The organism is Streptomyces sp. Alt3 (assembly GCF_030719215.1).
Classification (GTDB): Bacteria; Actinomycetota; Actinomycetes; order Streptomycetales; family Streptomycetaceae; genus Streptomyces; species Streptomyces glycanivorans.
Window position 1 is genome coordinate 8,097,908 of the sequence record NZ_CP120983.1, and the last position, 14,711, is coordinate 8,112,618.

The 14,711-nt window shown below is 68.7% G+C and carries 13 protein-coding genes; 1 reads left to right on the forward strand and 12 read right to left on the reverse strand.

From position 1 onward, the window contains the following. Positions 1-87: 87 nt before the first annotated feature. The 3 genes from P8A20_RS35930 to P8A20_RS35940 form a co-directional block, all read right to left on the reverse strand. Positions 88-1,002, reverse strand: a complete 915-nt coding sequence (locus tag P8A20_RS35930) for an RNA polymerase sigma-70 factor (RefSeq protein WP_306105001.1) — start codon at positions 1,000-1,002, stop codon at positions 88-90. Between the two features lie 26 nt (positions 1,003-1,028). Next, positions 1,029-1,796, reverse strand: coding sequence for an SDR family oxidoreductase (locus tag P8A20_RS35935; RefSeq protein WP_306105002.1), 768 nt, complete (start codon positions 1,794-1,796; stop codon positions 1,029-1,031). Between the two features lie 92 nt (positions 1,797-1,888). After that, positions 1,889-2,410, reverse strand: a complete 522-nt coding sequence (locus tag P8A20_RS35940) for a DUF4396 domain-containing protein (protein ID WP_306105003.1) — start codon at positions 2,408-2,410, stop codon at positions 1,889-1,891. Between the two features lie 432 nt (positions 2,411-2,842). Here P8A20_RS35940 and P8A20_RS35945 point away from each other — a divergent pair, with 432 nt between their 5' ends. After that, positions 2,843-3,154, forward strand: coding sequence for a chaplin (locus P8A20_RS35945; RefSeq protein ID WP_306105004.1), 312 nt, complete (start codon positions 2,843-2,845; stop codon positions 3,152-3,154). A gap of 65 nt (positions 3,155-3,219) precedes the next feature. Here P8A20_RS35945 and P8A20_RS35950 read toward each other — a convergent pair whose 3' ends face one another. From P8A20_RS35950 to P8A20_RS35990, 9 genes are all read right to left on the reverse strand, one after another. Next, positions 3,220-3,957 carry a DedA family protein gene (locus tag P8A20_RS35950; RefSeq protein ID WP_147961812.1) on the reverse strand — a complete coding sequence of 246 codons (738 nt, stop codon included), beginning with the start codon at positions 3,955-3,957 and terminating at the stop codon, positions 3,220-3,222. Between the two features lie 207 nt (positions 3,958-4,164). Further along, entirely contained in the window at positions 4,165-5,670 is a 1,506-nt protein-coding gene (gene proP, locus P8A20_RS35955; protein WP_147961811.1) for a glycine betaine/L-proline transporter ProP, read from the reverse strand. 568 nt (positions 5,671-6,238) lie between these two features. Continuing rightward, the gene (locus P8A20_RS35960) at positions 6,239-6,715 is read right to left on the reverse strand and encodes a (2Fe-2S)-binding protein (RefSeq protein WP_147961810.1); all 477 of its coding nucleotides are present in this window, start codon (positions 6,713-6,715) and stop codon (positions 6,239-6,241) included. 15 nt (positions 6,716-6,730) lie between these two features. Further along, positions 6,731-9,052 carry a molybdopterin cofactor-binding domain-containing protein gene (locus P8A20_RS35965; RefSeq protein ID WP_306105005.1) on the reverse strand — a complete coding sequence of 774 codons (2,322 nt, stop codon included), beginning with the start codon at positions 9,050-9,052 and terminating at the stop codon, positions 6,731-6,733. A gap of 286 nt (positions 9,053-9,338) precedes the next feature. Further along, entirely contained in the window at positions 9,339-10,562 is a 1,224-nt protein-coding gene (locus tag P8A20_RS35970) for an oxygenase MpaB family protein (RefSeq protein WP_306105006.1), read from the reverse strand. A 127-nt stretch (positions 10,563-10,689) separates the two neighbouring features. Continuing rightward, positions 10,690-11,922: an oxygenase MpaB family protein gene (locus P8A20_RS35975; protein ID WP_147960686.1), complete on the reverse strand. Its 1,233-nt coding sequence runs from the start codon at positions 11,920-11,922 to the stop codon at positions 10,690-10,692. Positions 11,923-12,398: 476 nt separating this feature from the next. After that, positions 12,399-12,674: a hypothetical protein gene (locus P8A20_RS35980; RefSeq protein ID WP_147960685.1), complete on the reverse strand. Its 276-nt coding sequence runs from the start codon at positions 12,672-12,674 to the stop codon at positions 12,399-12,401. Positions 12,675-12,812: 138 nt separating this feature from the next. Then, entirely contained in the window at positions 12,813-13,727 is a 915-nt protein-coding gene (gene argB / locus P8A20_RS35985; protein ID WP_261988756.1) for an acetylglutamate kinase, read from the reverse strand. 243 nt (positions 13,728-13,970) lie between these two features. Further along, entirely contained in the window at positions 13,971-14,705 is a 735-nt protein-coding gene (locus tag P8A20_RS35990) for a translation initiation factor IF-2 (protein WP_147960684.1), read from the reverse strand. Positions 14,706-14,711 lie beyond the last annotated feature (6 nt).

A 14,711-nucleotide genomic window follows, 5' to 3' on the forward strand; every position in this document is an offset into this window, starting at 1 on the left:
CCGTGGTCAGCACGGCGAACAGGCCGGCCGCGGTGAGGGACTGTATGAGCATGCGCTCGGTCTCACCCGCGCGGCCGGCCCCCTCGGTCAACCCCCAGGACCATTCGCCTCGCGCAGAGCCTCCCAGACATCCGCCAGGGGCCCGACGTGCCTCAGCTTGTCCGGGTTGTTCACCGCCCGGATCGCCTGGATCCGTCCGCCGAGCACATCGAGTGCCCAGGCACTGAGGACCTGGCCGTCCCGGTCGCGGAAGATCGCGCCCAGCTCGCCGTTCACCAGCTGCGACTCCACGACACCGGCCCCCCTGACGACCAGCCGGCCGAACGCCGCGAGCACCCGGACCACGTGCTCGACGCCGACAACGACGGGCTGCACCTGCGGAGCCTTGCCGCCACTGTCACCGGTCATCCGGACGTCGGAGGCCAGCAGTTCGGCCAGTGCGTCGACATCGCCGTCCCTGAATGCGGAGAAGAACCTCTCGGCGAGTTCCTCGCGTTCCTTCCGGTCCGCCTCGAACCGGGGGCGCCCGGACTCCATGTGCCGACGCGCGCGGACCGCGAGCTGATGGCACGCCGCCTCCGACCGCCCCACGGCCGACGCGATCTCCGAGAAGCCGAAGGCGAACACCTCCCGCAGCACGAATACCGCCCGCTCGAGCGGCGTGAGCCGCTCCAGCAGGAGCAGGGCCGCCATCGACAGCGAGTCCGCCAGTTCTGCCGACCGCACCGGATCCCCGTACGGGTCGGTCAGCAGTGGTTCAGGGAGCCACGGGCCGACGTACTCCTCACGCCGTACGCGGGCCGAGCGCAGCACGTCGATCGAGATCCGGGTGACCACGGTCGACAGGAACGCCTTGGCCGACCCGGGACGGACGGAGGCGGACTCGTAGCGCAACCAGGCCTCCTGGACCGCGTCCTCGGCCTCACCCACACTGCTCAGGATCCGGTAGGCGATCGTGAACAGCGGGGGCCGCAGTTCCTGGAACTCCTCCGGTTTCGTCACGCCCGCCTTCTTTTGGAACGGGTCCGTCACCACGGCACCGGGCCGTTCTCACCGAAGAACCCGGCGGTCGGGCCGTCAGGACCGAGGGTGGCCAGGCGCACCACGACAGCGGCACCTTGCGCGACGGTGAGAAGGCCCGTGTGGTTGTTGCTGTCGGTGTCGACGTACCCCGGGGCGGCCGCATTGACGAGAACGCCTTCCTTGCGCAGCTCGTTGGCGTACTGCACGGTCAGCGCGTTGAGTGCGTTCTTGGAGGGCGAGTACGCCGCGGACGGCAACAGCGAGGCGAAGGGGCCCTCCGGATCGGAGGCGAGTGCGAGCGACGCCGCGTGGCTGCTGACGTTGACCACGCGTGGCGCCGATGAGCGGCGCAGCAGCGGAAGCATGGCGTTGGTCACCGAGATGACCCCGAAGACGTTGGTCTCGAAGACCGCCCGGACCATGTCCGGATCGACCGCACTGGGGACCTGGTCATGGGCGTCCGCCGGTGAGATCTGTCCGGAGCCGGTGATGCCCGCGTTGTTGACCAGTACGTCGAGGTACCCGAAGCGCTCGTCGACGTACTCAGCTTCCTTGTGGACACTGTCCGGGTCGGTGACGTCCAGGCTGACCGCGTGCACGTCACCGCCCGTCGTGCGCAGCGCTGCGGCTGCCTCCTCACCCCGACGCAGATCTCTGGCGCCGAGCAGCACCGTCATGCCCAGGGTGGCGAGTTGCCCGGCCACGCCCCGGCCGATGCCCTTGTTCGCCCCGGTGACCAGCGCGACTTTCTGACGCGTGGCTTCCGCGCTCATGAACAGCTCCTCGTTCTCGGGGGCGGCTCTCCTCGGAACCGCCTTCACGACCTGAGACGAGACAGCCCCGCGGTTCATGACATGCGGACGGCTCAGTGGTAGGCGTGGACGACGGCGTGACCCTTGCCCCGTCCGATCATCCACTTGTTCACCGGGGTCGTGACGAAGAAGGCGACGGCGAGGCTGCCCAGAAGCGCCGACCAGAACAGTCCGTCCGACAGTTGCGCGTCCATCGCGCCGGGGACCAGGGCGATGATGCCGTTGTCGATCAGTTCCATCACGGCGATGGACACGGTGTCGGCGGCTAGGGCCACCTTGATCGCGGTCTTGAAGTCCAGGCCGGCCCGGCGGACCGCGAACAAGGTGAACGAGTAGCCGAACACGAAAGCGAGCGCGATCGCCAGAACCATGGTCGGAACGTTGCCCCACAACAGGGCGGTGCCGACGACCATCCCGAGGATCTCGCCGATCGCGCAGCCCGTCAGGCAGTGCAGTGTCGCCTTGGCCGCCATGGGCCAGGACGCGCCAGGCGCGTGCCGGCCATGAGGTTCGGCGTCGTGCCGATCGGCCGCGAGATCGCGTGCGGGACCAGCGTGGTGCGTGCTGTGATCCATGGCCATCATCCCCACTTCTGTCCAGTGTGGACCCGGATCAGGGCTTCCACCCAGTGAGAACCATATACCTCCCAGGGGTATTCCGGGTGATCGTTTCACCGGGTACGGATCCATCGGCCGGCGTTGCCCACGGCTGGTCCCGGGGCGCGGCAGTCAGCCGGCGCTCACGCAGGTGCCCTTGCGTAGGCGCCGGGCGAAGCTGCGCATGGGCATCGCCGCATGCTCGGCCGACGGCCGACGGCCGACGGCCGACCGTCGAGCGGCAGAGGGAGGACCGCCGCTGCCCGCCGCCGCTGACCACCCCCTGGAGCCCTCCGTTCAGGCGACAGAAGATGACCGGAGTGGCGCGTCGATGGCTTGGACGGGGCTGAATCCGCATGGTGAATCGCAGCCGTCGCATCCGAGCGGCGGCACTCGATCTGCGGAGACCTCATGTTCAAGCTGGGAAGTGCGGTGGTCATGACCGTGGCTGCAGGTGCCATGGTGTTCGCCGGCGCGGGCGCGGCAAGCGCCGACACCGGTGCGGAGGGCCTTGCCTACGGCTCACCCGGAGTGTTGTCCGGCAACGTCGTTCAGATCCCCGTCCACGTGCCCGTCAACGCCTGTGGCAACTCGCTGAACATCATCGGCCTGCTGAACCCGAGCTTGGGCAACGCCTGCGCCGACGGCCACTTCGACCGCGCCAACGAGGACGCCAAGGCCAAGCACCACAGCGGCGCAAAGGTCGAGCACCACGGCAAGTAGGACTGCTGGAAGCGCGCGCAACCGCCGGACTGAGGCGGCCCGGGTCCGTACAGGGTGTGGTCGCCTCAGCCTTGGCTCGGGTCGGGCCGTCGGCTTGCGCCCGCAGGCGTGTGTCCGCACTCCGCGTGTTCCTCCGGCGACCGGTCGTCGGCCGACAGCTGTCGGCCGGATGCCCGGTCGCCCGGCTTCCGCGAACCGGACATCCGGAACACCCGCGTCCCGATGAGGACGAGGAGAGCAAGAGCGGCTGCCGCGAGCACGACCTTGGAGTAGGTGGAGACGTATCCGGAGACCACCTCCCAGCGCTCGCCGAGGAAGAAACCGGCCAGTACGAATGCCGTGTTCCACAGCGCGCTTCCCAGGGTGGTCAGCGTGAGGAAGACAGGCAGCGCCATGCGCTCGACGCCCGCCGGAATCGAGATCAGGCTGCGGAACACCGGGATCATCCGGCCGAAGAAGACCGCTTTGGTGCCGTGGCGTTCGAACCACGCCTCCGTCCTCTCGATGTCGGCGACCTTCACGAGCGGGACCTTGGTCGCAAGGATGACCATCCGGTCGCGCCCCAGGGCCGCGCCGATTCCGTACAGTGCGAGCGCGCCGACGACCGATCCGATGGTCGTCCACACCAGGGCGGCGTAGAGCCCCATCCCTCCGGCGCTCGCGGTGAAGCCGGCCAGCGGCAGGATCACCTCGCTGGGCAACGGCGGGAAGATGTTCTCCAACGCGATGGCCAGCCCGGCGCCTGGCGCCCCGAGGGTGCTCATCAGGTCGGTCACCCATCGGGTTGCGCCACTGTCGATCATGAGGGCCACGCTAGCGATCCGAACCTGAAGCCAGCCTGAAGTGGCCCGGTCGGCAGCGAAGCCGGCAGCGGGGAGCCGGTTCAGGCCGTCGCCCTCCCCGCGAAGCCTGCTTTACCGCTGCCACCTCTACGCTCCGGCCCTCCCGGACGGGACGAGTTCCGGCCTTCCCGGGCCGGGGACGAGTCCTGCCCGAGTCTGCGGCCACCGTCAGTTCTTGTGCTGGTCCCTTCCCCACGGATGCCGCATCCGGATCCACACGTCGCGTGCCTGCCGCCCCGCTCGTGTCCTGCTGCGTGCCACGAGCACACGTGCTTGTTCCGGGGTCTCGACCATGGGCCCGGAACCGCGCAACGGCTTGCCGGCAGTCTCGTGCAGGAAGAAGGAGGAGATGAGTCCGATGACACCGGCGACCATCAGGTAGTAGGCCGGGACCATGTCGTTGCCGGTCGCCTCGACGAGGGCGGAGGCGACCAGCGGGGTGGTCCCGCCGAACAGCGACACGGAGATGTTGAAGGCGATCGACAGAGCGCCGTAGCGGATGCGTGTCGGGAACAGGGCCGGAAGCGTCGAGGCGGACGTCCCCGCGAAGCAGACCAGGAGCAGCCCGAGGATTCCGCACCCGATCGCCGGCAGCAGAATGCCGCCCTCCCGGATGAGCAGGAACGCCGGGATCGCGAACACGATGAGCGCCGCGCTCCCGGCCATGAAGACCGGGCGCCGGCCCCACCGGTCCGATGACCTGCCGACCACCGTGATGGTCAGGACCACGAGCAGCATGGTCCCGAGGACCAGGAGCTGCGAACTCGTCTCCGGTTCGCCGAGCGTCCCGGACATGTAGGTCGGCAGGTAGGAGGTCACCATGTAGTTCGTGACGTTGTAGAGCAGCACCAGCCCCATGCAGATGAGCACCGCCTGCCAGTGCTTGGTGAAGATCTCCTTGAGCCGTCCCTTGCCGGACTGACGGGCCTGTTCGACCGGGTCGCCCTCGGACAGGGCTTCGGCCTGAGCCTCCTCCTCGCGCTGGAATACGGGGGTCTCCTCCAGCTTCAGCCGCATGTAGAGACCGATCAGCCCGAGTGGCCCCGCGACGAAGAACGGGATGCGCCATCCCCAGTCCGTCAGCGCCTCCGTACCGATCGTCGCGGTCAGCACGGTGACCAGACCGGAACCCAGCGAGTAGCCGACGAAGGTACCGAAGTCCAGCCAGCTGCCGAGGAAGCCCCGGCGCTTGTCCGGCGCGTACTCAGCGATGTACGTCGTGGCGCCCGCGTACTCGCCGCCTGTGGAGAAACCCTGGACCAGACGGCACACCAGCAGCAACAGAGGAGCGGCGAAGCCGATCGTGGCGTACGAGGGGAGGAAACCGACCGCGAACGTGCTCGCAGCCATCATGATCATGGTGACCGCGAGCACCTTCTGGCGCCCCACCCGGTCACCGAGCGGGCCGAAGACCAACCCGCCGAGCGGGCGTACGAGGAAGGCGGCGGCGAACGTCGCGAACGTCGACACCACCTGCGCGCCCGGCGAACTCGACGGGAAGAAGACCTTGCCGAGGGTGCCCGCGAGATAGGCGTAGACACCGAAGTCGAACCATTCCATGGTGTTGCCGAGTGCTGCTGCCGTCACCGCGCGGCGAACCTTCGGCGGATCGGTGACGGTCACGTCCTCGGCGGCCAGGACCTTCTTGCGACGCCGCAGCAGCGTCCGCACCATCTGGTCCGTCGCCCCTCGGTCACCCCGGCGCCGGGGAACGCGCGGCTGTCGTTTCGGTCCCGGCATGGAAGCCCTGCCCTTCGCTTCTGCGCTGATCGGTTTGCCGCGCCGCTCGGCGCCGTCCTCCTGTCGTCCCTGGCAGGCCCACCTTTCCCGCCCTGTCGTCGGAACGCTGTGTGACTGTGCCGAAGGGGTGAGCCAGGCGACCCGTATGGACGAAGCAGGAAACCACGGGAGTGCGCCCGCCCGGACATCGTGGTCACCGCTGTCGCCCGGTTGGCTCCCTGGCCGGGGTGCGGGCGGTGGTGTTCCGGGGCGCAGGCCGGGAGGCCGCCGGCGCGAAGCCCTCGATCGCGTCGACGAGGTCGGCCGGAGCTCCAGGCCGGATCGAGGAGGAGTTGAGGGACTCGGCGCGCTTCGCGGGCCGCTCCGCACTGCGCCGGGCCTGAAGGGCGGGAACAGGGAGAAACCCAACGTGAGCTCCCGATCCGGATCGGGAGCTCACGCCCGGGGAGGCGAATCCGTCGGAGCGTCGAAGCGGTCTGCCGCGCACGGCACCCCGACGTCGTCACATGTTCTCGGCGCCGGCTCTGATGGCTTCACGAATACGGAAGTACGTACCGCAGCGGCAGATGTTGCGGATGCCGTCGAGGTCGGCGTCGGTCACCTCGCGGCCCTCCTCCGCGGCCCGGCGTACGACCGCGACCGCTGCCATGATCTGACCGGGCTGGCAGTAGCCGCACTGGGCGACGTCCTGGTCGAGCCATGCCTGCTGCATCGGGTGCAGGTCCGCGCTCACCGTGTCCGCGAGTCCTTCGATCGTCGTCACCTCATCGGTCGGTGTCAGCTTTCCGACCGGAATCGCGCACGGGTTCACCGCCCTGCCGTTGAGGTGGCTGGTGCACGCCTTGCACACGTTGATGCCGCAGCCGTACTTGGGGCCGGTGACACCCAGGATGTCGCGCAGCACCCACAACAGACGCACATCGTCGGCGATGTCCACGGTGACCTGCTCCCCGTTGAGGCGGAATGTCTGCTCGGGCACGAAGGGATCCTTACGTCAGTAGGCGTGGTCCAGGCCGTCCGTAGGGGACTGCGGGACGGGTGGGGTGGTCGGCTTGGGTTCGAAGGAGAGGGTGCCGTGGTTGATGGGGAACGTGGTCGGCATCGTTCCGGTCGCGCGGCCGTACGCGCAGGCCACTGCGGCCATCGACGCGGCGACACCCAGCTCTCCCGCCCCGCCGGGCCTCCCTGTGGTGTCCGGCATGATGACGATGTCCAGCTCGGGCGGTGTGTTCCACTGCCGGGTGTAGAAGTAGTTGTCCCAGCTCGCTTCCAGGAAATGCCCGTCGCGCAGGTGCAGGCTCGACGTCAGGGCCAGCGCGATGCCGTCCATGGCGCAGCCCATCATCTGTGCGTCGAGTCCCCGCGGGTTGACGGTGAGGCCGGCGTCGACGGCGAGGACGACCTTGGTGACGCGTGGCCCCGTCACACCGTCGCGTACAGGGCGGCCGACGGTTCCGGGCCGACAGTCGATCTCCACCAGGACCGCGCTGGCCGAGTGGTACTCGGAGTGGAAGGCGATGCCCTGCGCCGTTCCGTCCGGCATCGGTCTGCCCCAGCGCCCGACCTCGGCCACCTTCTCCAGCACGGCTCTGGACCGCTCGTCCTTGAGGAAGTCGCGGCGGAACCGGTAGGGGTCCTTACCCGTCTTCGAAGCCAGCTTGTCGATCATGAGCTCCCGGGCGCACGTGACGTCGGGGGAGTAGACGTTGCGCATACTGCCCGTGTTGAAGCCCTTGTCGGTCTCGTTCAGGAGCCGGCTGCTGACTCCGAAGTTGTACGGCATCGACTGGGAGAGCTGGAAGAAGGTCTCGGAGAATCCGAGGTCGGCCACCGGAAGCTTCGCGGCCAGGGCGGTGACGATCTCCCCGAAACCGTGGCCGAGGTCGGTGGCCACGCTCGTGTGCCGTTGCTTGAAGCTGAGGACGGTGTCTCCGACGTAGGCGATACGTACGCGGGACGTGGCCATGGGATGGGTGCGGCCCTGACGCGAGTCGTCGGCGCGATGCCACATGAGTTTGACCGGTTTCCCCGTCTTCCGGGAGATCTCGACCGCCTCCAGCGCCGCGTCGAAGAAGAGCTTGCGTCCGAAGGAGCCGCCGCCCTCGGTGACATGGACCGTCACGGCGCTGAGCGGCAGGCCGAGCCGGGCCGCGATCGCCTCCTTCGCGACGATGGGCGCTTTGAGACTGGACCAGATCTCGGCGCGGTCGGACCGCACGTCGGCAATGGCGCAGTTGGTCTCCAGCGCACTGTTGCTGCGGAAGTGGAAGGTGAATCTGCCTTCCACGCTCGGAGTCAGTGGCGGGAGCCCGAGCGGGAGTTCGGCGGCCGCCAGTTCCTGGCGTACGGTCTCGTCGGACTTGCCCTCCGCGCTGCCCGGCCTCCACGACACGCGGAGCGCGCGCACGGCGTCGATGCACTGTCCGAAGGTCCGGGCCCGCACGGCCACTCCGGTGGTGATCACGACGACGTCGGTGACGCCCGGCATGGCCCGGACCTCGTCGGCGTTGGCTACGGAACCCACCCGCCCGTTGATGGTCGGCGGACGGCACACCATGGTCGGCGCGGCACCCGGAACAGTGAGGTCCATGGCGAACTTCTTACGTCCGGTCACCGCGTCGAGGGCGTCGATGCGGTTCTGCGGCGTACCGATGACGTTGAACTGCTCGGATCGCTTGAGTTCGGTGCTGACCGGCTGGGTGCGTAGGCCCGCGGCTCTCTCCGCCAGCGCGCCGACGGTCGTGCTCCGCCCCGCGCGGCCTGTGATCACCCCCGCTCTTATGGTGAGTTCCGTGACGGCGGTGTCCAGGGCGAGCGCTGCGGCCTCGAGCAATCGGCCGCGTGCGACGGCGGCGGCGACCCGGACCGGGGTATAGGTCGCGATGGTCGTGTTGGACCCGCCGGTGAGCTGGTTGAAGACCAGTTCCGGCTGCGCGTCGGCCAGGGTGACCCGCACGTTGGCCAGGGGTACGTCCATTTCCTCGGCGATCAGCATGGCCGTGGAAGTGGTGATGCCTTGTCCCACCTCGGCCCTCGGCAACGCGAAGGACACCGTCTCGTCCGTGTGGACCTGGACCGTTATCAGACCGGAGGTCGGCAGGGCCGCCGCGGACATGACGTCGTTGAGGTCGACCAACTCCGTGACGTCCGCCGAAGGGATGCCGGCCGAAGTGGCGTCGGCCCGGGCCGGCGCTGCGGGCGCCAGTTCGGCGGCCGTCATCAGGGTCGGTGCTGCCAGTACATATCCCAGGAACCGTCGCCTGCCCGGAGCAGGCCTTTCGGAGGACGGCCGGGCCGGACGCTCAGCACCAGGCATCGACTGCGCCCTTCTCCTTGTGCCCTTCCGGAGTCACGTGTCCGGGGGTGCGGTGGGGAGCTCGTCGTGTGCTCCCGCTGCGGTGTGATCTCGTCGAGGGCTTCATGTGTGCGGTTCGGCTCCGGGTGGGGTGGTGGCGGGTCGGTGACGGCCAGGGGCGGGTGGGGAACCGCCCCGGGTCGGTGACGGCCAGGGGCGGGTGGGGAACCGCCCCTGGCCGTGGAGGGCAGCCGTGCTGTGCCGTGACGGCATCGGCTGTCCGTGCCGTCCGTGCCGTCCGTGCCGCTCAGGACGGGCGGTTGACGTCCGGGATGTCGATGGCGATGGGCCGGGCCTCGGAGAGGAAGAACAGGACGAACTTACGGAGCGCCTCCTCCAGTGTCCAGAGAACCGCCGGGACGGCGGGAATGGGTATCAGACCTTCACGGAAGGCCACGAGTAGTGGCCAGGCGGTCGCGATCAGCCGTTCCAGAACCGGCTGCCTGGAGAGGCCGATCATGTCGCCGACCTCGCCGCCGAGTGTGTATCTGGAGAACGCGCCGATCAGAGGGCGTGTGAGACCTGCGTCGAGCTCGGCCACGATGCCGAGGAGGACCTCTGTCAGTGCCTCGCCCTCGGGTGTGTGGGCGAGGATCGGGTCGAGGACCTGCTTCGACTGGGCGTCGGCCGCTTCCCAGGTCGCCGGAATGTACTCGTCGCTGACGCCGAGCATGTGCGCACTGACCTGCCACACATGCAGATAGGCGGCCGCGTCGGTGGCGTTGACCCGAACACCCCACTCCTTCATCTTGCGCATGACGAAAGTGGCCAGGCTGTGCCAGGTGACCATGATGTCGGCCTGGCTGATCGGGATCCTCTGGCCGCCGCTGGTCTGTGACCACGCCGGGGACTGCGGCAGCAGGTGGCGCACCGCGGCGTGCACCATCCGTGTCCTGACGGCGGTCACGATCATCGAGCCCTGCGGCAGATAGGCGTCGAGGTCCCCGATGTCGTAGCCGAGCCGTGCGGTCTTGGCGATGCGGTCCTTCATGTCGGCGCCGCCCTTGGAGTAGTAGACGGCGCGTGCCTCCCTGGGGATCGCGGTGCTCATGAGACCACTGCCGAGGCCGTACAGGGCCCCGACGTAGATCCCCTTGGTCTTGCTGAACTGCGCGCCGCGGTCGAGTGCTGTCCTGTCAGCCCAGGACGGCATCCTGCGCGCGTGCTCCATGAACTCCCTCAGGTCTCCCGGGAGTCCGTCGGGCAGCGGCTGGTCGTTCCGCGTCCACTGCTTCAGCAGCGCGTTCACCCTGGGCACATCCCCGCGGTCGATCACTGCGGCGAGTACGGGGTCGGCCTCCTCGTCCCAGACGTACTCCGGATCGATGCCCGCGCCCGTGCCCGCCACCGACGCGCTGGGTGACCACGTCCACAGAGGCCGGGCGAGGGCCGGCGAAGCCGCCCCCAGTGCCCCGACGGCCCCCAGGGCCCCGCCCGCCATCAACATCTTGCGCCTGCTGAATCCGTCCATTGCTCTGAACTCCTTCATGAGTTCTGATCGATGAGAACCGGGAACGTGCGAACCGTGAGATGCGGTCCGCCGGATGCGAACTGCGAGGAGAACGACGGGTGGAGCCGCACCTGCCGTGAGGCATGCTTCAGCTGCCCGGCCGTTGGGTCTCGGGGATCTCGATATGCGCGCCCTGCCTCTTGGCCTGGTAGAACAGGATGTACTGGCGTGCCGCCTCGTCGATCGTCCAGGCGAGTGGCGGCACCAGGGGCAGAGGGATCAGCTTCTCGCGGGAGGCGATCAGCTTCGGCCAGACGGCCGTGATCACCTTTTCCCAGAACGGCTCCTCGGGGATGCCGTCCATGTCCGCGACCCGGGCGCCGACCAGGAACCGGGCCAGCGCGTTGACGAGCGGCCGGTCGATTCCGCCGGGGCTCGTCTGCTCGGCGAGCTGGCGCAGCAGGATGGCGGTCAGCTCCAAGCCCTCCCTGGTGGAGGCCAGGACCGGGTCGAGGACCTGCTCGGACTGGGCGTCGGCCGCGTCCCAGGTCGCGGGGACGTACTCGTCGTGCACGCCGAGCATGTGCGCGGTGACCTGCCATACGTGCAGGTACGCCGACGCGTCCGCGGGGGATACCGGGACCTTCCATTCCGTGAGCTTCTGCATGGCGTAGGTGGCCAGGCTGTGCCAGGTGACCATGATGTCGGCCTGGCTGATCGGGATCTTCCGGCCGCCGCTGGTCTGTGACCACGCCGGGGACCGCGGCAGCAGGTGGCGCACCGCGGCGTGCACCATGCGGGTCTTCACGGCCTGAACGATGACGTCGCCGTCGGGCCGGTAGGCGTTGAGGTCCCCGATGGCGAATCCCAGAAGGCTCGTCCTGGCGACTCGGTCCTCCATGTCCGCCCCGCCCTTGGAGTGGTAGACGGACCGTGCCTCCCTCGGAATGGCGGTGCTGAGCATCCCGCCACCCACTCCGTTGAGCAGATTGAGGTAGAAGCTCCGGGACTTGTTGAAGTCTGCCGCGGCCTCCAGCAGATTCCGGTCGGCCCAGGAGGGCAGTTGCCGTGCCCTCTCCATGAAGTCGCGTACGTCCGCCGGAAGTCCGCTCGGCAGGGGCTGTCCGTTGCGGGTCCAGGTGCGCAGCAGTTCGTTGACCCTGGAAACGTCACCGCGGTCGATGACCGAGGCGATCAGCCTGTCGGCCTCGCCGTCCCAGACCCATTCCGGGTCACGGCCTCCACCCGCGCCCGCGACCGACGATTTCGGCGACCACGTCCACAGCGCCCGTGCGCCGGCCGGCGACGCGGCGCCTGACGCCCCGATGGCATCCAAGGCACCACCTGCCATCAACATGTTGCGCCTGTCGAGTCCATCCATCGCCTCGAACTCCTCCTTGAGCCCTTCAGCCGTCGCCCACCAGAGAGGAACAATGAAACACATGCAGCATCTCTGTGTCACCAGATGAGCACAGGCGAGGAGGGAACGCCAGAGTCTTTGCGAAATCCGATGGGGACGGCGGAGCATGGACCGGCGCACCGCTCTACGGGCGGGTGCACCGCTGTACGGACGGGTACACCGCTGTACGGCGCGGCCGTTCGGGAAAGAAGGCAGGTCGGACGCGGGGATGCGTCGTGAGCGCCATGCTGCGCTTCTGCCTACCCGGCGTCTGTCACCCCGTCAGGTGACCGTCACGCGCACACCGGTCGGGTGCACCTGCGTGCGGCTGCGGAATCCGCACGACGTGGACGGCCCGGTGGTCGCCGGCCGGACGTTCTCGGCGCATCGGACGGTGATCGCAGGCACGATGGAGGTCACCCTGCCTGAGCAGCGAAACCTGTCACCGCGTGTGCGGTTCACTCGAGGGCCCGGTACGCATCTGACGGGGAGGCCAGTTCGGGGCGCTCCACCACGTACCGGTCACCGTGGATCACGAGCATCGCCCAGTGCCACGCCTCGTCGTGAAAGATGAGCCCCCGGAACGGGGCGTCGTCCGGCTCGTACGGGTAACGCTTCAGGGCGGCTTCCCCGGCCTGTGGAGGCGTCAGCCCACCGTGATGCCGCATCACCCATGCGTAGCCCCGACGCTCGGACCGCAGACAGTCGAGGTACTCCGCCTCACTCCACTCCACAGCCGCCATGCTAAGCGCCGGCCGCGGTGGCCGAGAGTGGGCCCGGCACGGACGGCCGCGCCCACGGAGCCGCGCCGGGCCGGACATCTGTCCGGACACGGACGGGCGGATGCCGTACCGCGGTCCCGCTGCCGGACGTCACCCCACGCGTGCTTCCTGGTCCGGGATCACGGTGGTTCCCGGGGCATCGCCGGAGACGATGCCCCGTAGTGCCGAGTTCGGTACACGGCCGTCCAGGATGTGCGCGCTGCGGACACCCGCACGGACAGCCCTCAAGCAGCCCTCCATCTTCGGGAGCATGCCGCTCGCCAGCTCCGGCAGCAGCTTCTCGATCTCTTCGGCCGTGGCCCGCCGGATCACCTCGGTGCTGTGCGGCCAGTTCGCGTACAGCCCTTCGACATCGGTGAGCATCACCAGCTTTTCCGCATCGAGAGCGACCGCCATAGCCGCCGCTGCGAGATCGGCGTTGATGTTGTAGACCTCTCCGCCCGTCCCGCGTGCCACGGGGGAGATGACGGGAACGCGGTCCTGCTCCAGGAGTGCCCTGACGGTCTCCGCGTTCACATCGACGACTTCGCCGACCAGCCCGATGTCCACGGGCTCGCCGTTCACCCACGCCGCGCGCCGTACGGCGGTCATGGTGTGCGCGTCCTCGCCGGACATCCCTACCGCGAAGGGCCCGTGGGCATTGATCAGGCCCACGAGCTCACGCTGGACCCGACCCGTCAGGACCATGCGCACGACGTCCATCACCTCCGGAGTCGTCACCCGTAGGCCTGCCTCGAAGTGAACCGCCAGGTCGAGCCGTTCCAGCATCGCGCTTATCTGTGGACCGCCGCCGTGCACGACCACCGGGAGCAGGCCGGCGCGCCGCAGGGTCACGACGTCCCGCGCGAAGCTCTGCTTGAGCTCCTGGCTCACCATGGCGTGGCCACCGAACTTGATCACGACGACCTTGCCCCGGAGGCGTTCGAGTTCCAGCTGTTCCACCGGGAACAGATCCCCGACGACTGCGACGTGGCTCGTCGGCTTCACGGTGCCGAGTGGCTTCATCCGTATCCCTGTTCCGCTCATCCCACGCTCGCTCGATGCCAGGCCCTGATGCGGGCGGAACTCCGGCGGAAGTCAGGTGTGTCGCCCATGCGGGCATAGGTGACTGCCCGTCGGATCCGACTGCACCGACGGTGGTTTCGGATCGAGCTCCCGACCTCCGATTACTTAGGCCAGGCTAACCTGAACAGAAGGGTGGTGGTGGAGAATCCATGAAGTTGTCCGCTCGGTCCGAAAGCCTCTCGGTCAGTGCGTCGAAGGCTGTGGGCCCAGGGCGTTGGAGACGCTGCAGCCGCCCTCTCCCGGCATCCGCTGGATCCGCGACGGCACCCACACCTCGGTGTCGCCGGGGCCCACGCGGGCAAGGAGGCAGTCCTGCGCGTCGAAGCCGTTGCCTTGCAAGGACAGGAGCACGCCGACCCGGTCGCCCTCCCGCTTCACCTCGTCGCGGATCGCCGGATGCAGGTCGAGGGCGGCGAGAGTGCGGCGCACCTCGTCCTCGTCCACCCGGCCGCCCTCCGGGATCCGGGGAAGCCGCGCGCGGAGCTCCTCGTACGGCAGCCGGGGCGGGACGGGCGACGGGGCGAAGGACAACGGAGGGCTCTTCGGGCAGTCCACGTCACGAGGGCCCTCACCCCACTCCGACCTGGGCGACACCCGCACCGCGAAACAGCGCCGCACGGCGACCTCCTCGGGGGCGAGCCATCCCTCGTACGCAGAGCCGGACGTGCGGACGACCACACCGACGCCGTCTCCGTCGTGTGTGGACGTGCCGGTCAGCCGCAGCACCTCCACCCCGTCGATCTCGGCAGCGGAACGCCCGACTTCCTCCGCCGTGCGCGGACTTCCGCCGTACAGCCGCTCGCCCACCTTCCGGGCCGCCTCCCGCGCGGAGTCGGTCGCCTCGTCCTCGGGGGACTGGACCACCGAGCAGCCGAGGGTGAACAGCAACAGCGGTGCAATCAGCAGCAGTCGGCGCATGCGTCC

Coding starts and splice junctions, on each gene's coding strand:
- P8A20_RS35940 (WP_306105003.1), bottom strand. CDS start 2,410: ATGGATCACAGCACGCACCACGCTGGTCCCGCACGCGATCTCGCGGCC.
- P8A20_RS35970 (WP_306105006.1), bottom strand. CDS start 10,562: ATGGACGGATTCAGCAGGCGCAAGATGTTGATGGCGGGCGGGGCCCTG.
- P8A20_RS35965 (WP_306105005.1), bottom strand. CDS start 9,052: ATGCCTGGTGCTGAGCGTCCGGCCCGGCCGTCCTCCGAAAGGCCTGCT.
- P8A20_RS35935 (WP_306105002.1), bottom strand. CDS start 1,796: ATGAGCGCGGAAGCCACGCGTCAGAAAGTCGCGCTGGTCACCGGGGCG.
- P8A20_RS35950 (WP_147961812.1), bottom strand. CDS start 3,957: ATGATCGACAGTGGCGCAACCCGATGGGTGACCGACCTGATGAGCACC.
- P8A20_RS35975 (WP_147960686.1), bottom strand. CDS start 11,922: ATGGATGGACTCGACAGGCGCAACATGTTGATGGCAGGTGGTGCCTTG.
- argB (WP_261988756.1), bottom strand. CDS start 13,727: ATGAAGCCACTCGGCACCGTGAAGCCGACGAGCCACGTCGCAGTCGTC.
- P8A20_RS35990 (WP_147960684.1), bottom strand. CDS start 14,705: ATGCGCCGACTGCTGCTGATTGCACCGCTGTTGCTGTTCACCCTCGGC.
- P8A20_RS35945 (WP_306105004.1), top strand. CDS start 2,843: ATGTTCAAGCTGGGAAGTGCGGTGGTCATGACCGTGGCTGCAGGTGCC.
- proP (WP_147961811.1), bottom strand. CDS start 5,670: ATGGTGCGGACGCTGCTGCGGCGTCGCAAGAAGGTCCTGGCCGCCGAG.